Source organism: Psychroserpens sp. BH13MA-6 (assembly GCF_052983595.1).
Genome location: NZ_JBRJGE010000001.1, coordinates 877046 through 897014 on the forward strand (window position 1 = coordinate 877046; position 19969 = coordinate 897014).

The window sequence follows — 19969 nt, forward strand, 5'->3', positions numbered from 1 at the left end:
GGCAAACATACCTAATGAACAATTGATTAGTTCATACGCTTTATTCGACCTCCTAAAGTGGTCTTTTCCTTTACGCTTTCTGGATTTCCGTAGATATTGATGTCACCACCAGCCGTCACTCTTGCATCTACAGATTTTGAGGCGTTTACATCGGCTTCTCCGGCTACTTTAATATTCACCGTCGTATTTTTAGTTTCAAATGCCTTTCCTTCATACACACCTCCCGTGTTTAGTGTGATATCTTGTGAAATAGCTTTACCTCTCGTTTCTATGATGCCACCTGAAACAGCCTTAATATCGACACGATCCACATCTAATCCTATTTTGAGATGTGCGCCTTCCTGTGCACGTAATTCAATTTGATTCTGTTCTATAAGTTCATTAGCGGTTATAAATGCACCTTCATTACCATCCACAACACTTAAAGAGGTATAATAGACAGACACAAAAGTTCGGTCACCATTAAAAATTTTATCAGTCTTCATTCTAACTTTTAAGGTGCCATCTTTGTTCACTACAACCACATCTTCAATATCATCTCCTGTTATTTCTACCTTTGCGGTGTTGGACTTTATTAAGTTAACGGCAATTAAATCGTAAACCTTAATTTCATTAAAATCTCCAACGGATTGTTCTTTTGGGTTTTGAGCAGAAAGTAAGACTGTTGTGAGCAATAAGGTAAGTGTTAAAAAAGTTTTCATCTGAATCGTGTTTATAATAGTTACGTTAATCATTATCATAAAGATGTGATAAATCAACATTTGTTACACTTCAGAAGAAAATAACCTTTAAGCAACGGAAACGGCTGTACCAGTTACAGAAACAAAAAAGTACGAACCAGCTGCCGTTTCAATATCTACGCTAATACCAACAACAGCATTAGCATTTAAATTGATGGCATTCGTTTTTAATTTCTGAAAGGCTTGCTCTTTAGCCTCATTCATTAAGTCCTCAATAATTTTCATATTCTTATCAGACTTGAATGAAAATTTTGTTTTTAATTCTGAAGAAGTTCCGGTAACAATACCCTTATATTCGGTAATCTTAAAGCCTTCAATAGTATTTGTTGTGGTTAAAATCATGATGGTTTATTTTTTAAAATAAGTATCACTTTTAATGTAAACGTTACAATTTAGTTAGATGTATGTTTTCCTATCAACGTAAAATCGAGGTGTTTTTTGACCAAATCGGTACTCTTCACTTTTACAACAACTTCATCGCCTAATTGGTACATGATTTTAGAGTTTTTACCAATCAAAGCATAATGGTCTTCATCAAACTGGTAATGGTCATCTTTCATATCACGCACACTTACCATACCTTCACATTTATTTGCTATAATTTCTACATAAATGCCCCAATCAGTCACACCAGAAATCACACCAACAAATTCCTCATTCTTATGGTCTTCCATAAATCGGATTTGCATATATTTAATAGAATCTCGTTCTGCTTTTGTCGCTAAGTTTTCCATATTACTGGAATGATTACATTTATCTTCATAAACCTCTTCATTAGCTGATTTACCACCATCCAAATAATGCTGTAACAAGCGATGAACCATGACATCTGGATAACGACGAATGGGTGATGTAAAATGGGTATAATAATCAAAAGCTAATCCGTAATGTCCAATATTATGTGTGGTATATTCGGCCTTACTCATAGAACGAATGGTAAGCGTATCTACTAAATTTTGTTCTTTTTTCCCATTGACATCCTTCAATAAGTTGTTTAGTGAATTTGAAATACTCTTTCGATCCTTAAAGTTAAGTTTATAACCAAATCGACCCACCACATTCTGAAGCGCTGCTAATTTAGTATCATCAGGCTCATCATGTACACGATAGACAAACGTTTTTTTCGGATTTTGTTTTCCTATAAATTCTGCCACTTTTTTATTTGCTAGTAACATGAACTCTTCAATGAGCTTATTCGCATCTTTACTGGTTTTAAAAAACACACCAATAGGATTCGCTTCTTCGTCTAAATTGAACTTCACTTCCACTTTATCAAAGGAAATAGCACCAGCACTCATACGTTTACGACGCATGATCTTCGCTAAATGATCTAATGCCAAGGTCGCTTGAGCAATATCTTGACTTGTTTGATAGCTGTTTCCAGATAAGGATACATCCTTCGGAATGGTTTGATCAATCTTTTGAGGTTGCTTTAATACATCAACCAATTGTAACCCTTTATTTTGTTCAATAATGGCTTGAGCTTCTTCATAAGCAAAACGCGCATCCGAATAGGTCACAGTTCTTCCAAACCACTGATCTTTTATTTCGGCTTTTTCATTCATTTTAAACACTGCAGAAAAGGTATATTTCTCTTCATGAGGTCTTAAAGAACAAGCACCATTCGATAAAATTTCAGGAAGCATTGGTACGACTCGATCTACTAAATAAACAGAGGTCGCCCGTTCATAAGCTTCATCATCTAAAACCGTATCTTCTTTCAAATAATGCGATACATCGGCAATATGAATACCTATTTCAAACAAACCATTATCTAATACTTTAAACGATAAAGCATCATCAAAATCTTTAGCATCTTTAGGATCTATCGTAAAGGTGAGATCCTTTCGCATATCGCGACGTTTGGCTATTTCTTCTTTGGTAATAGAGGTATCTAATGTGTTTGCAAATGCTTCGACTTCATGTGGAAACTCCATTGGTAAGCCATACTCGGCCAGAATGGCATGGATCTCAGTATTGTGTTCTCCAGGTTTACCGAGAACTTTCAGTACTTTTCCATAGGGAGAATCCGCTTTTTCTGGCCAATCTTCTAAAGAAACCAAAACTTTATCACCTTCCTCAGCCTTATTTATTTTGTTAATAGGTACAAAGATATCTGTGTACATTTTATTTCCGTCGGCTACAACAAAGGCATAATTTTTATGGATTTGTATGACACCCACATATTCACTTTTAGCACGCTTGATAATATTGGTAATCTCACCTTCAATTTTACCACGTTTTCTGCGCTTATAGGCGTAAAATTCAACTTCATCACCATGAAGTGCTTTGTTCATATTATTGGAAGCTATATATACATCTTCATCAAAATCATCACTAATGATATAACCAGATCCTCTAGAGGCCATATCAACTTTTCCTACATGGTATTCTGTATTAACAACCGCTTTAAATTTACCACGATCTACTTCTTCAATTTCTTGTTTCGCTTTTAGCTGCTGAAGTTTTTTAATAATTTGATTTCTACTGCTCGCATCATCAACACCAATCTTGGCAGCAATTTGTTTATAGTTAAAAGTTTGGTTTCTATCTTTTTTTAGAATACTTAGAATAGTATTTGTAAGGTTGGAAATCTTTTTGTTTGAGGATTTCCTTTTTTTCTTTCTTGTCATTTATTTAATTGTAATCATTTTCGTTTCCTAAAAGTGTTAGGAATTCTTTCTTAATCAACTTAATAATAGGAGGAGAGAAGCTATTAAGTTTCTACAAATCTACGCTTTAATTATTTATTAGTGTTTAATTAGTGTTAATTTAATAAAAAAAGCCATGTAAATAAGACAAGGCTTTACATATTTTTACGACTCATAATATGAGCGTATGCTTCATTGGAATTCAGCGGAATTGGATTAGCTTCATCTGCATAAGTACCGTGATCTAAACGTGTGTATCATGCATTCCTTCAGTCGCTATAAGATCTCCATCAATTGTTAAACCAACTAAAATAACAAAGTAATCTTTGTTGATAACCTGACTAATCTGAAACTGTCTCGACCCTCACAATGCTAACGAAAGCAATATCATTTTTTTAATTTTCTAAATTTAGGAACGAAAATATCTGTACATCCTACTTTCTATAGTTTCAATTTTGGTTATCAACATATATATACATATCATCTTTTTTCTTTTAAAATTTTAAAAAATAAATGATGATGATTATAGGCTGTTAATAGAGGTATAACTTTTTTAACTTTTATTTTGAAATATGACTTATGACTTTTACTTCATATTTAGTTAACATTAATTTTACATTTAAATTCCTCATTTTTAAGCGAATTTCAAATGCTATTAACAGCTGTTTATAACTGATGTTGACAACTTACATTTGATAACTATTTAAAATTTTGATGTTGGTATCTTTTAAGTTCGATGCTCATAACTTCACTAAAAAAAATGACTAATTTTTTAGGTTATTATATTCCTGTTTTTGTTTGAAAAATAAATTAAATAACGCAAGAAAAAGTTGTTACAAATTACAATGAGATATTAACAAGTAATGAGATAAAAACCCTTTAGTAGTTAACAATGCCTTTAGTGACTATTGTGAGTTAAATCTAAATCAATTGAATAAGTTATGATGTTTTTGACACTATTATTTATCAGCAATTAGTAACTTTAGGGTTTTAAACAACACGTTGATATGAAGACAATTTCTATAGGTAATGATCATGCTGGAACCGAGTATAAGCAAGCTATTGTAGCACATTTAAAAGCTAAAGGTTATACTGTTAATAACTATGGTACAGACACCAATGATAGTGTGGATTATCCAGATTTTGTTCATCCCGTAGCGACAGATGTCGAAGAAGGCAAAGTACCCTTTGGAATTCTGATTTGTGGCAGTGCTAATGGTGTAGCGATGACTGCCAACAAACATCAAAAAGTGAGAGCTGGTATTTGTTGGTCTAAAGAGATTACAGAGTTAACCCGCTTACATAATGATGCTAATATTTGTTGTATTCCTGCGCGATTTACAGCCTTACAGCAAGCCATCCAAATTGTAGATACATTTTTAAATACAAAGTTTGAAGGTGGTAGACACCAAAACCGCGTTGATAAAATTCCTGTGACTTGCTCATAGATGGGACATGCTCATAACCATAATCATTCTCACGAAGATTTAAAGGGAAGAAATCTTATAATTTCCATTCTTTTAAATATAATCATTACGGTGGCCCAAGTCATTGGTGGTGTAGTATCTGGTAGTTTATCACTTTTAAGTGATGCCCTTCATAATTTTAGTGACGTTTTATCTTTGATAGTGAGTTATGTAGCAAACAGGCTTTCCAAAAAAAAAGCCTCACTACAAAAAACATTTGGTTATAAACGCGCGGAAATTTTAGCGGCTTTCGTGAATGCTGCGACACTTATCATTGTTGCCATCTTACTGATTATTGAAGCAATTGAACGTTTTCAAAATCCACAATCTATAGATTCTAGTTTAGTTATTTGGTTGTCTTTAATTGCTATTTTAGGTAATGGATTTAGTGTGTTATTGTTGAAAAACGATGCAAAAAATAATATTAATATGCGATCTGCCTATTTACATTTACTAACAGATATGTTAGCGAGTGTCGCTGTTTTGATAGGAGGATTACTTATGAAATACTATCAGTTATTTTGGGTGGATAGTGCTTTAACTTTACTGATAGCTCTCTATTTAATTTGGGTAGGTTTTGATTTGTTAAAAACGTCTACTAAAATGCTCATGTTGTTCACTCCAGATGACATTAATATCAAAGAAGTTGTGAGAGCCGTCAACAAATTGCCTAAAGTGAGTAAATTACACCATGTGCATATTTGGAATTTGAGTGACAATGAACTGCACTTAGAAGCGCACTTAGATCTTAAAGAAGACATCACAACCACCATGTTTAATGAGTTACTTACAGATATTGAAACGATCTTACATGAACAATTTAATATTAATCATGTCACCATTCAACCTGAATTCAATAAAGAAGATCCTAAAGAGGTTATTGTTCAGGACTAATCGTCTAAAATTTTAATTATGGTATTAGACATCAAAATCAAATCGTTTGGAGAATTGACTACTCAAGAACTGTATCAGCTATTACAACTACGCAGTGAAGTTTTTGTAGTGGAACAAGATTGTGTCTATCAAGATATGGATGGTAAAGATCAAAATGCCTTGCACATTCTAGGTTATAAAGAAGCTCATCTCGTTGCTTATACACGCGTGTTTTCTCCAGGAGATTATTTTGAAAACGCCAGCATTGGTAGAGTAGTGGTGCGTGAAAATGAACGCCATCATCAATATGGCTATGCTATAATGAAGGCATCTATAAAGGCGATAAGAGACGCCTATGGTGACGGTCACATTAAAATATCAGCTCAGACCTACCTAAAGACATTTTATAATAATCTTAATTTTTTTGAAGTAGGAGAGCCCTATCTTGAGGATGGCATCCCACATATTGGTATGATTAGAAGGAATTAATTACTATCGCCTACATAGGTAATTAAAATCTCCACCCGTCTATCTAATTTGGGTTCACCACCTAAGGGAAATTTACGACGCATACCTACATACTTCATACGTCTTGTACTAACACCTTTTTTTGCTAGATAATCATAGATATATTTAGCTCTAGCAACAGATAAATTTCGTTTTTTAGTTTTACGGTCAATCGCATCACGACTGTTTTTCGTACAACACACATGACCTTGAATGGTGAAATAAATGTCTTTTCGCTCTACCAGGATTTCTGCAATCTCTTTGAGTGTTTCTTTAGACTCAGGTAGTAATTTACTGTAGCCTGTTTTAAATAGGATATTATTGAGTTCAAATTTATCTCCAGCTTTCAATTCACCTCTTAAAATTTCTTTGGCTTCACGCTTTTTAGCTTCAACAATTTCAGGAGAATCTTTTGGTTTAGGAGGAAATACTGAAGACACAATAATCTCTACTTTTCGGTTGAGACCACGAATTTTATTAAGATCATCTTCCTTTACTAATTTCAATAAGATTTTACCCTTTCCATCAACGTTGGTAATTACGGACTCATCAAATTCATTATTTGAGAAAATAGTTTTGATGGAATTGGCACGTTCTTGAGATAATACTAAGTTATAGTTGTCACTACCTCTATCGTCTGTAAATCCGTAAATGGAAACCTTTGCAATATCCATACTCTCTATTTGGGATAAAAATAATAGCAACCTATTGTGTTCAGTAGGAGGCACTTCAAACTTATCTGTCTCAAAATACACTTCATGACGCATTTCCTCTTGAGCCATCAAAAGTTGCGTGAATAGAAATGATATTAATAGTATGTTCTTCATTTTTTTATCGAAAACAGGAATTAAATATAGTTTTTTTAAAGTTTTCGTCAAATATTAAGTCTGTTATCAGTTCAAATAACTTAAATAATTAGTAGGATCTTTGAGTATTTCCACACTTTTTTGAATTTCAAAATTGTTCGCCACATAGTATTCATATAATCCTTCTCTATAGAAATATCGTTTGACGATTTCATCTGAAAGTAATGATAATAACTGTGCTTTGTTGGCGTCAATAGCTTTGCTTTTATATTGATTCAAAGCGCTTACTAAGTTCGCATAGTCCTCGTTAATTTCGCCAGCTAGTTGCTCTTCTTTAGCCACATTTAAAGCTGTAGCAAATGCTTTTTCGGTTTCGGTTTCAAAACTAAAATCATTATCGATTAAGAAATTTTTAAAACTATTGAATTCAGCATCCCGTAATTCAAATGTTTTTAAGTCTGAAGGCGCAGGATGATTGTAATAGTATTCGGTTGCATATTTAAAAATCAAATTTTCATTGATGATTGCTTTGGTGATAGTACTGAGTTTGGTTGCATCTAATTCAAGATCAGGCTGTACACCACCACCATCGTACACCGTTCTGCCTTTTTTGGTTTTAAAAGCGTTATAATTTTCTTGTTTTACACGTGTTGCTTTACCATTTTCATCACGATTCCAATAGTCTAATGCTTGAATGCAACGTCCAGAAGGTGTGTAGTATCTTGAAATGGTTATTTTCATTTGGGTACCATAGGTCAGTTTTTTAGGGCGTTGTACAAGTCCTTTTCCAAAACTACGTGCACCAACAACAACTGCTCTATCTAAATCTTGTAACGCACCTGAAACGATTTCACTCGCAGACGCACTACTACCATCTATAAGAACTACCAATGGAATTTGCGTATCGACTGGCTCTTTTTGTGTGTAATAGGTTTTGTTATATTTTTTTACTTTGGACTTAGTAGTCACAACCAACTGATTTTTCGGCACGAATATATTTGTGACATTTACAGCTTCTCGCAGTAAACCTCCTGGATTACCACGTAAATCTAAAATCAATTTTTCGGCACCTTGACTTTTTAAGGAACGCAAGGCACTAATGGTTTCAGAAGACGTTTTTTCATTAAATTTTCTCAGAACAATATAACCTATATTATCACTTACCATTGAAAAATGAGGCACGGCATGAATATCAACAGCCTCTCTATTTATCGTAGTAGTTTCCGTTTGTCCTTGTCGGATATAAGTCACATTTACGGTGGTTCCAGCAGCTCCTTGCAATAGGTTTCCGGCATCATCCTTAAAATCGGCAACTGTGACATTATCAACTTTAATGATTTCGTCACCAGCCTTTAAACCTGCTTTATCTGCAGCATAGTCTTTGTAAGCCTCAACAATTACTAATTTATCTTTAAGTGTTAATACATTTGCTCCAATTCCTGTGTAATCTCCAGCGTTATTAATTCTAGCAGCTTCAACATCTTGTTCATTGTAATAATTCGTATAAGGATCCAAATCATTCAACATGCTTTTGATAGCGGTATCCATGAGGTCACCCGGGTTCGTTTCATCCACGTAATTCATGTTAAGCTCCTTAAAAAGCGTTGTAAAGATTTCAATCTGTTTAGCAATCTCAAAGAAATCACTTTTAAAAGCGGTTCCACTAAAGAAGATAGTTAAGGCGACAAGAGGGATGATTAGCCTTTTTTGTAGTAGTTTTTTCATGATTTACAACCATTTATCATTAGTCAACTTTTTTAGAAAAAGCAGCTAAAAGTTCATTCATTTTTAAAGTTATGGAATCAAAATCTGTTCCATCTTTACCAATGTACAAAATCATTAACGCATAACAAGACGAAATGTTGTTAAAATGTACGGTTTTATTCAGTCGGTAAGCTTCTCTTAACAGGCGTTTGATGCGATTTCTATCGACCGCACTTTTAAAATGTCTTTTACTTACTGAAACCCCTGTTTTGAATTGGGTGTCTTCGTCAAATTCAGTTTTGAGATAGACCATGCGCAATGGGTAAACAGATAAAGATTTCCCTTCGGAAAACAATAACTCAATTAATTTTTGACTTTTCAGTTTTTCCTTTTTTGGGTAAGAAAACGACATGTTAGTTTTTCGGTATTAAATGTTCGAGATTGGCGATTTTGTGTTCCAAATCTTTAAGTTTATCATAAACATCTGAAGGTTCTGGCATTTGCTTTGATGCGTACATGGTTACATACCAAATTTCGAGAATATCCTCCACCGGAATTTTAAAATCTGGATAATTTCCATCTTGGTTATCGCTTTTTAGAATAAGGCTACCCTCTTCTTTTATGCGATTAATAACACGTTTTAATACAATACCATCATTTTTACTAACGACCAAATAAACCCTACCATCTCGAAGATCTTTCAAATCTTCTACATAAGTACCAAATACAAAATCACCATCATAAAAAGTGGATAGCATAGAATTCCCTTGAACTTCAAAGCATCTAAAGGTGCCATTGCGGAGTTGTGGCATATGAAAATTAGGTAGACTTTCCATAAATTCAGGATCACCATAACCATTTAAGTAACCCGCTCTAGCTTTTGCAGGAACATAAATAATGTTTTCGATATCATCGTTTGAAGAGGCGATGATTTTCGGCATTCCAGAATATGTTGGGTTTTTAGGTAGATCGGCTTTGAGCATGATGCTACTTTTTCCGAAGAGATAATCAGGATTGATATCAAACTCATTGATAATAGATGAAAGGACATCATATCCTGGTTTGGTTTTTTTCCGAGTACCATTTGCTTGAGGTCTCCCATTAACAATACTGTCAATGGTAGTTCCAGTAACACCAATACGTTTTGAAAACGCATAATTATTAAAGTGAAAATGGTGAATTATCGCGGCTATTTTTTGATTTATAGATTCCATAATGAGTGTGGTGATAAATGTAATTAAAATTCAAACATTTGTGGTATTCTTTCTCAATATATTCCATTGCTGTATGATTAAAATCATATTTTAAGCGCTAACATTGGTGTAACTTTAATAACATAAATACCGCGTTATTATGGGACATTTACACGTGACTAAACTTTCTAAAAAGAAGGATAAAGCCAATTATATCCATCAACTTACTAAGGATATTGAAGCTCTGGATTATATGATTGATCATGATATGATTGAAAAAACACCAATTCGTATAGGTGCGGAGCAGGAATTTTGTTTAGTAACTCCTGAATTTTTACCGAACAATAACGCTTTGGAACTTTTGAAAGCAATCGATGATGTGCACTTTACAACGGAAATTGGAAATTATAACCTCGAGATAAATTTAGACCCACTAGAACTAGGTTCTAATTGTTTTTCCCTTTTACATGAACAGTTGAAAACGTTGTTATCAAAAGCAATTTCAGCAGCTAATAACCTCAACACCAAAATTGCATTAACAGGCATTCTGCCAACGTTATCCTTAAAGCACATTGGTATTGAAAACATGACGCCTATTCAGCGTTATTATGTGTTGAATGAAGCGATTAAGGCATCCAGAAAACAGGACTTTGATATTCACATTAAAGGCGTTGATGAACTGAATTTACTACATGACACCGTGATGCTGGAAGGCTGCAATACGAGTTTTCAGACCCATCTTCAAATAGATCCAGATGATTTTATTAAAAGCTATAATTGGGCTCAGGCTATTTCAGGTCCAGTTTTAAGTGTCTGTACAAACTCACCGATGCTCTTTGGAAAGGAACTGTGGAGTGAAACACGAATCGCACTATTCACACAAAGCGTAGACACTAGAGCCAATTCATTTTTACTGAATGAAAAGCAATCTCGCGTGAGTTTTGGAGATCACTGGGAAACAGGAAGCATTACAGATATTTTTAAAGATAATATATCAAGATTTAGAAGTCTTCTCACCTCAGAATTTACCAAAGACAGTATGGAAATGATACAACAAGGAATCATTCCAAAATTAAAGGCCTTAAGTCTGCACAATGGAACTGTTTATAGATGGAATCGCGTGTGCTACGGTGTTGGAGATGGAAAGCCTCATCTTAGAATTGAAAACAGATACTTACCTTCTGGACCAACAATGACCGATGAGATAGCTAATATGATGTTTTGGGTAGGCATTATGGTAGGTCGAACAAAAACAGAAGATCATATACATAAGACTATGGATTTTAAGGATGTGAAGACCAATTTTTTTACAGCCGCTCGCTATGGAATGGCAGCACAATTTCACTGGAAGGGCCAAACCATTTCTAGCCAAGAACTTATTCTGGACGAACTTTTACCTATGGCTTACAGAGGCCTTTATAAAGTTGGAATCACGCCAAAAGACGCTGAATATTATTTAACAGTGATCAAAAACAGAGTCAACAGTAACAATGGCTCCCAATGGTTTATAAAAAGTTATAGAAACCTTCTGAAGTCTAAAAAACGCCAAGAGGCACTGCAAGTTTTAACGGCTAATATGTATTTAAAGCAGGAACATGATTTTCCTGTTTCAACCTGGAGAGAGTTAAATGAAAATGACCATACCACATTTGATATCGACAAAAAAGTATTGCATGTCATGACCACAGACTTACTCACGGTAGATGCCAAAGACAGCTTAGAATTAGTGTTACATATCATGCAATGGAAGCACATTCATCATATACCAGTCATCGATAAGAACAAAGACCTTATTGGTTTGTTAAGCTGGTCTGATATAAAAAATCATATCAACGAAATTGAAGAAAGCACCAAAAACGTCCAAATGTTCATGCAAGATGAGGTCATCACTATTCACCAAGACGCATCATTACAAGAGGCAAAAACACTTATGGTTGAGAATCGCATCAGTTGTTTGCCTGTGGTTAAGAATAGAAAATTAATAGGAATAATCACCACGAACGATTTATAAATTTTATGACATTAGTCAAAAACAAAGCGCTTGATAAGACCATATTAGTCGGTCGTATTATTCATCATGTGCAAGGAACTTCTAAAGGTCCTACAATGGTCTTTTTTGCCGGTTTACACGGTAATGAAACCGCAGGTGTTTTTGCACTGGAAGCCACTTTAAAGACACTCAATCCTGAAATTATTAATGGTACTATTTATGGAGTTTCCGGTAATTTGAAGGCACTAGAAAAAAACCAAAGGTACTTGGATGTAGATTTGAATAGATTATGGACAAAATCACAGCTAGAAGCCCGACAAAGTCATTCAGAATTGAATTCGGAAGAAATAGAGAGAAACGACGTATTTCAGGTATTGAAAGCTATTATTGCTTCAAATTCAGGACCGTTTTATTTTATAGATTTTCATACGACTTCTAGTAAGACACTTCCATTTATTACCATCAATGATGCTTTGATTAATAGAAAGTTTTCAAAGCTTTTTCCCGTACCCATTGTTTTAGGAATTGAAGAATACTTAAATGGTCCTCTATTGAGTTATATAAATGAGCTAGGCTACGTGTCATTGGGTTTTGAATCAGGTCAGCATGATGAGAAGGAAGCTGTAGATAACTGTGTTACCTTTATTCATTTGTCATTGGTATTTACTGAAATGCTCTCAAAAGAAAACAGTCCACAATTTCTTAATCATTACCAGAACTTACAGCGCAATGCGCAATCCATAGCTAAAATTTTTGAAGTCACTTATTTACATCAAATCAAACAAGGAGAAACCTTTACAATGGAACCTGGTTTCAAGAGTTTTCAACCAGTAAAAAAGGGCACATTGCTCGCTGTATGTGACGGCAAAAAAATCACATCACCAGTAAGCGCTAGATTATTTATGCCGTTGTACCAACCGAAAGGCGCGGAAGGTTTTTTTATCATTAGACCGATTCAACCCTTCATACTGTTTCTTTCGGCAATTTTAAGACGCTTAAAATTTGATAATTTACTCGCGATTCTTCCTGGGATTTCTTGGTTAAATTCCGATAAAAACGGGTTAAAAGTGAACTTGGGAATTGCAAGGTTTTATGCAAAGTCTATTTTTCATTTATTAGGATATAGAAATAGGCAAATAAGTTTCAAATATCTCGTATTACATAATAGGGAACGCACTTCGAAGACAAATAGTTACAAATCTGAAATTTGGTATTAAAAAAGCCTCATCATTCGATGAGGCTTTCCGTTAAGGTGGCTATGAGTTATTCTGAAACCGAAAAGACGTTATTCTCTTTATTCACATCAGCCATGTCATTATTCGGATCAATGTGTACTGAATCTACAGATTTCGAAACTTCGAAAGTATAGTTTGGAAATGCCCAAGCCCAATCTTCCAACACAGTAGCTGATGTAGGCTTTTCACCACGCATCATTCGCAATGGGATGTAAAAGGCTTCTGTAGTGCCATCGGTATAAGTAACCACTAAATCAATAGGCATTGGCATGGCACCGTTTCTTTCTAAAGTCACTTTGTTATCATCAATGTTCGTGACACCATAATCAATGATATTTGTGGTTTGTGCAAAATCCATAAGATACCAGTCTAATTCTAGTCCAGAGACTCGTTCAGCAGTACGAATGACATCAAGAGGTTTTGGGTGTTTAAAAGCAAAATCTTTATAATACTTTTTTATCGTTGTTTTTAAATGGTCTTCGCCAATAACATAGCCAAGCTGTGCTAAGAACACAGCACCTTTGTTATACGCTGATATACCATAGGTTTGATTGTAATTGTAACGATCGGCATGTGTTGTTAATGGCTGCTCGTATCCTGAAGTCGCCAATGAAAGGTATCGATTGAATGCCCTTTCCAATGGTTTCCCTTGCTCTTGCATTACCTCCTTCATTGCTAAGTCTGAAATATAACTTGTAAACCCTTCATCCATCCATTCATGTTTAGACTCATTAGTGGCTAATAAAAATTGAAACCAGGTGTGTGCCATTTCATGGGCAGTAACACCTACTAAACTACCATAACTGCGCATTCCTGTGATAAGTGTACACATAGCATATTCCATACCACCATCACCTCCTTGAATTACGGAGTATTGATCATAAGGATATGTACCAATATGCTCGCTAAAGTACTGCATTAGTTCAACGGTTTTAGGCTGCATTTTTTTCCAATTCTCAAGATTTTCCTTAGGCATCGTCTTCTTATATAAAAAGTGAAGCAAAGGCCCATTTGGAACTTGCATGGTGTCATGCTTGTAATCTGGATCTGCTGCCCAAGTAAAATCATGAACATTTGGCGCTATAAAATGCCATGTGAGTGTTTTACCCTTGGGCTTTTTAACTTTTTCATCGGTATAGCCATAACCAATGTCGTTTGCATTTTCAAGGTAACCTGTACCACCAAGAACATAATCTTTGTCAATGGTAATCTTAACATCAAAATTTCCCCATACGCCATAAAACTCTCTCGCTATATAAGGGTCGGCATGCCATCCTTCATTGTCATATTCGGCAAGTTTAGGATACCACTGTGTCATAGATAATGCCACACCTTCTTTATTATTACGTCCCGCTCGACGAATTTGAACAGGCACCTGTCCTTTAAAATCCATATCAAAATTGACGGTTTGACCAGGTTGAATAGGATCATTTAAATCTACAATCATGACTGTACCTTCAACGGTATAATCAAGAGGCTTACCATCTTTTTTAAGGCTATTTACCTTAATAAATCCAATCTCGTCGTCTTTGAGTTTTGCAATACGACTCTCATATACCGGTGCTTCCTTAGTTCCAATATTGTTGGCCATTCTGGAATCTGGATCCACAATACTTTGCAATCTTGCATCCATTTCACTTCCTGGCTGAAAGGCATTAAAGTATAAATGATAATACACACGATTTAAGACATCTGGTGAATTATTTGTGTAAGTAATGGTTTGTTTTCCATCGTATTGATAGGACTCAACATCCATATCTATAGCCATTTTATAATCAGCTTGCTGTTGCCAAAAGCCATCTGATTTGTAGATAATGGTTTGTTCTTGTGCATTGACACTCAAAGAATGCCATATCAAAGACACAAACAATATTGAGGTTAATTTAAATTTCATAGTTTATTTATTTGGGTAGAATTATTTCGAATTAGCCATTTGAGATGCTAAAATTAATGCGTTATAGGCATTTACAATTCTTCCTGATTTAGAGATTTCAGCTAAGGATTTCACGTCTTTATTTTCACCTATGGCAACCTTGGTCGTGATAGGAAGTCCAGAATCCATTAGAACTTTTTTGACTTGACTAGCAGATAAACTAGGGTATTGAGACCGAATTAGAGCCGCCACACCAGCTACATTAGGCGCAGCCATCGATGTACCACTGTTAAAGTCATATTCATTTTCTGGCATGGTTGAGTAGATATCACTCCCAGGAGCAAATACATCCACATTGACTTTTCCATAATTTGAAAAACTTGACACCATATTAGAACCATAATCATAAGTAAGAGCACCAACAGTGATAAAATTATCTGCTACCTCTGGACCTGTACCAACAGCATCATTTGGGAAGTTTTTAGCAACGTCAATATCTTCACTATCATTACCTGCTGCATGAACAAAAAGGACATCTTTTTCAGCAGCGTATTTAATAGCATCACGTACCCATTCGCCATGAGGCGAGTAAGACTTACCAAAACTTGCATTGATGACCTTAGCACCATTATCAGCAGCATATCTAATAGCCAATGCCACATCTTTGTCATATTCATCACCGTTAGGCGTGGATCGGATGGCCATAATTTGAACGTTGTTAGCTACACCATTCATGCCTATACTGTTGTTGCGCTCTGCCGCAATAATTCCGGTGACATGAGTTCCATGGCTTTCGCTTTTAATTGAGGGTCTCGGATTATTGTTACCATAACCAGGCATGTCATTGATGTCATTTGGATCATCTCCTGTTTTACGTCCGCTGAAGTTTTTATTAAGGTTGTAGTTAAGGCGGTCATTGATTTCCACTAAACCATCAGACAATTCTTTTTTAGCGGAAGCTAGGGATTCAATATCATTACTATAGAAGTACTGGGCAATCTGTTTTGCTTGATCTATTTTTTGATCTTCAGTTTTAATGGCAGCAACCTCCTCTTTGGTATAATCTGCTTTTCCGAAGTGACTGGTTAATATATCATCAGCAGCTTTTACTTGTGTTAGAATCTGTTCATATTGCGTTTTATACCCAGTATATTTCTGATATTCAGACTTGTATTCGGCTTCGGCCTCGGCATATCTCGGATTGCTTTTATCTCCTGAAGCCAAAAGACGCACAAACTCCAATTGTTCATTATAACCATCTCCAACAAAATTCCAGCCATGGATATCGTCTACATACCCATTGTTGTCATCATCCTTTCCATTGTTAGGAATTTCATCCTCATTTGTCCATAGCACATCGTCTAAATCTTCATGATCGATATCTGTTCCAGAATCTATAACTGCGACAATAACCGTTTGACCTTTTTTATTTTTTACAATCTCTTTATAGGCTTTTTCAACGCTCATTCCCGGAATGGTATCTGTTGCTAAATCCAAATGAGACCACGTTTTCTTTTCACTATCCGTAAGAGGTGATACCTTTAACGGTGACGAGTCTATATTTTCAATAGGTGTTGATATGACACCAGAAGAGCTTCCACAGCCAAGTAGAATAATTGCGGCGAAAATTGAAAACAATAAGGGCTTAAAATAGTATTTCATAATAATGTTTAATTAAAAATATCGTTAGTTTTAAATGTGTCTTTAAGTCTCACACCTTTTTCGGTATGTTGAACGGTAATAATCTCATTGTGGGCATCATGCTCCAAATAAAGATAAAAATTTTGATCGGCAGCCATATTCAGAAATCGTTCCTTTTCGTCTAATGTGAGTAAAGGCCTTGTATCATAACCCATGACAAAGGGTAATGGTAGATGACCTACAGTAGGAAGTAGATCTGCCATAAAACAAATGGTTTTATCTTGATACTGAATCATAGGAATCATTTGTTTATCAGTATGACCATCAGCAAAAAAAATATCGAAACCTAATTCAGAGTTTTTTAAGACATCTTTTTCTGGAAGCGCTGTAAATTTTAAATGACCACTCTCCTGCATGGGTAGGATGTTTTCTTCTAAAAAAGAGGCAGCTTCTCGTCTGTTTGGCTGAGTAGCCCACTCCCAATGATTTTTATTGCTCCAAAAGTTGGCATTTTTAAAAGCTGGCTCATAACCTGTTCTGTCTTTATTCCATTGGATGCTTCCACCACAATGATCAAAATGCAAATGCGTCATAAAAACATCGGTAATATCATCACGATGAAAACCATGGGCTTCTAATGATTTATCTATGGAGTCATCACCCCAAAGATAGTAGTAGCCATAAAATTTATCGCTTTGCTTATTTCCCATACCAGTATCGATTAAAATCAATCGATTGCCATCTTCAATGAGCAAACAGCGTGCCGCAATATCTATCATGTTATTGTTATCGGCAGGATTAGTTCTTGTCCATAATGACTTGGGAACTACGCCAAACATAGCACCGCCATCAAGTTTAAAATTTCCAGCGTTAATAGGATATAAATTCATAGTTGCAAAATAATAAATACCATGGTCAATGAAATGCCTTTTAGCAGTTTATTAAGAAATAACAGAATTTAAGTGTTTACCTCAACCTAAAAGTACTAATCGCCTCTATGATAATAAATTCACCTTTACAAAACGCTATTACAATTAATTCAATTCTTGTTATGGTTTCGAACTGCATTGTAAACACCTCTAACTTCTTTCGTTTCAAGGTAAAAGAAATCATCCAGAAATAACGCATCTTTCATTGTATTAGCACTGAAAATCAGATGATCCTTATTTCTGATGTTTTCTAAATTTTCTTGTTGTATGGTAAAGTTGAAACCGAGGATGACACATAAGACTTTGCGCTATATCAGGCTCCAGGATTCTCAGTATTTGTTGTTCGTACTATATGCAGTAAATTTCCAAATTAAATTAATTCGAGCTTAGTTAGTAAAAAGAATGATTAGCTGTGGGTTTCTTATGAGTAGTAGAAATCTGTCATTTTTTGAAAGAGTTATCATAGTTTCTTTTATATTTAACTTTCAAAAATAAAATGCATGTTAGAACTAGCAGGAATCATCATCTTAGGTATATTAGCGCAGTGGGTTGCATGGAAATTTAAAATTCCTGCCATTTTACCTCTTATTTTAATTGGCTTATTAGTTGGACCCATTGCCGCAGAATTTCTTTCAGGTGATGGTACCAAATGGATAGAACCTATTTGGAATGGTAACGAAGGTCTTTTTCCAGGGGAAAGTTTATTTTATTTTGTGTCGTTAGCGATTAGTATTATTCTTTTCGAAGGAGGTTTAACGCTAAAGTTGAGTGAGGTTAAGAATGTTGGCCCAGTCATTACAAAACTGATAACGATTGGCTCCATTGTGACGTTTTTTGGTGGAGCGGTTGCCGCACATTTTATATTCTACTTAAGCTGGGAAATATCCTTTTTGTTTGCTGGCCTAATTATAGTTACTGGTCCAACCGTGATTACGCCTATTTTGAGAAACATTCCTTTGAAAAAAGATGTGTCTGCTGTATTGAAATGGGAAGGTATTCTCATCGATCCAATTGGTGCCTTGGTTGCGGTATTGGTTTATGAATTTATAAGTGTCGATGCTGGAGGAGAGTTTACAAAAACAGCACTTATTGAGTTTGGTAAAATTGTCCTTTTTGGTTCTACTTTTGGATTTACATTTGCACATGCCGTCAACTTTATTTTAAATAAGAAGTGGGTACCACATTATTTAATGAATGTATTCTCTTTAGCCGCAGTATTGGGTGTTTTTGTGCTATCAGATGTATTTGCTCATGAATCTGGGTTATTAGCCGTTGTAGTGATGGGAATGGTTCTGGGTAATTCAAAATCGCCTTATCTCAAGGATATCCTGTATTTTAAAGAGTCTTTGAGTGTCTTGCTTATTTCAATCTTATTTATACTCCTTGCCGCGAATATCAATTTTAACGAATTATTACTCATTTATAATTGGAAGACGGCCATTCTGTTTGCAGTGGTTGTGTTTTTAATCCGACCATTAGGTGTATTTTTGAGCACTCAAGGTTCTAAACTCAAACTTAATGAAAAACTATTCGTGAGTTGGGTTGGTCCAAGAGGGATTGTAGCTGCCGGTATTGCTTCTCTTTTCGGATTGAAGCTTGCAAGTAAAGGTGTTGCCGATGCAGAATATATCACACCATTAGTGTTTGTTATTGTATTGGGTACCGTCTTGTTAAATGCGACAACTGCGCGTTTATTTGCAAAATTAGTCGGTGTATTTTTAACCAAGTCAAATGGTATTTTAATTGTTGGCGCCTCCAAAGTATCGAGATTACTCGGACATTATTTAGAATCTAATGGCCGTCATGTGGTGCTTATTGATAGTAACCAAAGCAACATTGCTAAAGCGAAGGAGTTAGGTTTGGAAGCTTTAAGTACTAATATTTATTCAGACAGTTTAATGGATAACATTGAGTTAAATGATGTTGGCTATTTGATGGCGATGACTGGTAATTCTGAAATTAATAAATATGCCATCAATAAGTTTAGTAAGGATTTTGGTGAAAACGGTTCCTTTAGGCTAGTGACGGCTTCGGAAATGAACAACCCGGAGGATAATCCGAAAGAGGGTTTGTTTTCACATACCGATGATTACAACCGATTGATGGAAGTGACACGTAATTATCCTTCCATTCAGGAAATTGAGCTTGAAGATCAAGCACATTACGAGAGTCTTATTGAAATTACAAACAAAGACATAGATATCATTCCATTGTTTATTAAAGACAATAAGGGAGAACTTCATATTATCTCATCATATAGCACGAATATTAATGATATTAAAAAGGATTATCAACTTGTATATCTTGGAAAGCCATTTGACGTAGAAAATGTGCAAAACAAAGAGGCTTCAAGTTAGACCG

The 19969-nt window shown here is 35.0% G+C and carries 16 protein-coding genes; 6 read left to right on the top strand and 10 right to left on the bottom strand.

The features are described 5' to 3' along the window. Positions 1–26: 26 nt before the first annotated feature. The 3 genes from ACU8DI_RS03880 to ACU8DI_RS03890 all read right to left on the bottom strand — a co-directional run bounded on the left by ACU8DI_RS03880 (position 27) and on the right by ACU8DI_RS03890 (position 3373). Positions 27–701 (bottom strand): head GIN domain-containing protein, encoded by a 675-nt coding sequence (locus ACU8DI_RS03880; RefSeq protein WP_447111423.1) that lies wholly within the window; start codon positions 699–701, stop codon positions 27–29. An 87-nt stretch (positions 702–788) separates the two neighbouring features. After that, complete coding sequence (locus tag ACU8DI_RS03885) at positions 789–1082, bottom strand: YbjQ family protein (protein ID WP_447111424.1); 294 nt, start codon at positions 1080–1082, stop codon at positions 789–791. 50 nt (positions 1083–1132) lie between these two features. Beyond that, positions 1133–3373 (bottom strand): ribonuclease R family protein, encoded by a 2241-nt coding sequence (locus tag ACU8DI_RS03890; protein ID WP_447111425.1) that lies wholly within the window; start codon positions 3371–3373, stop codon positions 1133–1135. A gap of 1025 nt (positions 3374–4398) precedes the next feature. Here ACU8DI_RS03890 and rpiB point away from each other — a divergent pair. The 3 genes from rpiB to ACU8DI_RS03905 are packed head-to-tail and all read left to right on the top strand — an operon-like array spanning position 4399 to position 6219. After that, positions 4399–4839, top strand: coding sequence for a ribose 5-phosphate isomerase B (gene rpiB, locus ACU8DI_RS03895; protein ID WP_447111426.1), 441 nt, complete (start codon positions 4399–4401; stop codon positions 4837–4839). Beyond that, positions 4840–5751: a cation diffusion facilitator family transporter gene (locus ACU8DI_RS03900; protein WP_447111427.1), complete on the top strand. Its 912-nt coding sequence runs from the start codon at positions 4840–4842 to the stop codon at positions 5749–5751. 18 nt (positions 5752–5769) lie between these two features. After that, positions 5770–6219: a GNAT family N-acetyltransferase gene (locus tag ACU8DI_RS03905; RefSeq protein ID WP_447111428.1), complete on the top strand. Its 450-nt coding sequence runs from the start codon at positions 5770–5772 to the stop codon at positions 6217–6219. Here ACU8DI_RS03905 and ACU8DI_RS03910 read toward each other — a convergent pair. The 4 genes from ACU8DI_RS03910 to ACU8DI_RS03925 form a co-directional block, all read right to left on the bottom strand. Next, complete coding sequence (locus tag ACU8DI_RS03910; protein ID WP_447111429.1) at positions 6216–7064, bottom strand: OmpA family protein; 849 nt, start codon at positions 7062–7064, stop codon at positions 6216–6218. The two genes, ACU8DI_RS03905 and ACU8DI_RS03910, sit on opposite strands and share 4 nt — an antisense overlap. Before the next feature lie 66 nt (positions 7065–7130). Continuing rightward, positions 7131–8768: a S41 family peptidase gene (locus tag ACU8DI_RS03915; RefSeq protein WP_447111430.1), complete on the bottom strand. Its 1638-nt coding sequence runs from the start codon at positions 8766–8768 to the stop codon at positions 7131–7133. A gap of 19 nt (positions 8769–8787) precedes the next feature. Then, positions 8788–9159 (bottom strand): ribonuclease P protein component, encoded by a 372-nt coding sequence (rnpA, locus tag ACU8DI_RS03920; protein ID WP_447111431.1) that lies wholly within the window; start codon positions 9157–9159, stop codon positions 8788–8790. 1 nt (position 9160) lies between these two features. Beyond that, a complete protein-coding gene (locus ACU8DI_RS03925; RefSeq protein WP_447111432.1) occupies positions 9161–9961 on the bottom strand; it encodes a S24 family peptidase in 801 nt (266 codons plus the stop codon). A gap of 139 nt (positions 9962–10100) precedes the next feature. On the opposite strand from ACU8DI_RS03925, the gene ACU8DI_RS03930 reads away from it, so the two are divergent. Both ACU8DI_RS03930 and ACU8DI_RS03935 read left to right on the top strand, forming a co-directional pair. Further along, positions 10101–11951: a CBS domain-containing protein gene (locus tag ACU8DI_RS03930; RefSeq protein WP_447111433.1), complete on the top strand. Its 1851-nt coding sequence runs from the start codon at positions 10101–10103 to the stop codon at positions 11949–11951. Between the two features lie 5 nt (positions 11952–11956). Next, positions 11957–13147, top strand: coding sequence for a succinylglutamate desuccinylase/aspartoacylase family protein (locus ACU8DI_RS03935; RefSeq protein ID WP_447111434.1), 1191 nt, complete (start codon positions 11957–11959; stop codon positions 13145–13147). Positions 13148–13193: 46 nt separating this feature from the next. Here the strand turns inward: ACU8DI_RS03935 and ACU8DI_RS03940 are convergent, their stop codons facing one another. The 3 genes from ACU8DI_RS03940 to ACU8DI_RS03950 are packed head-to-tail and all read right to left on the bottom strand — an operon-like array spanning position 13194 to position 17569. Beyond that, complete coding sequence (locus ACU8DI_RS03940; RefSeq protein ID WP_447111435.1) at positions 13194–15059, bottom strand: M1 family metallopeptidase; 1866 nt, start codon at positions 15057–15059, stop codon at positions 13194–13196. Between the two features lie 21 nt (positions 15060–15080). Further along, positions 15081–16700 (bottom strand): S8 family peptidase, encoded by a 1620-nt coding sequence (locus ACU8DI_RS03945; protein ID WP_447111436.1) that lies wholly within the window; start codon positions 16698–16700, stop codon positions 15081–15083. An 8-nt stretch (positions 16701–16708) separates the two neighbouring features. After that, entirely contained in the window at positions 16709–17569 is an 861-nt protein-coding gene (locus tag ACU8DI_RS03950; RefSeq protein WP_447111437.1) for an MBL fold metallo-hydrolase, read from the bottom strand. A gap of 539 nt (positions 17570–18108) precedes the next feature. Here ACU8DI_RS03950 and ACU8DI_RS03955 point away from each other — a divergent pair. Continuing rightward, complete coding sequence (locus ACU8DI_RS03955; protein ID WP_447111438.1) at positions 18109–19965, top strand: cation:proton antiporter; 1857 nt, start codon at positions 18109–18111, stop codon at positions 19963–19965. Positions 19966–19969 lie beyond the last annotated feature (4 nt).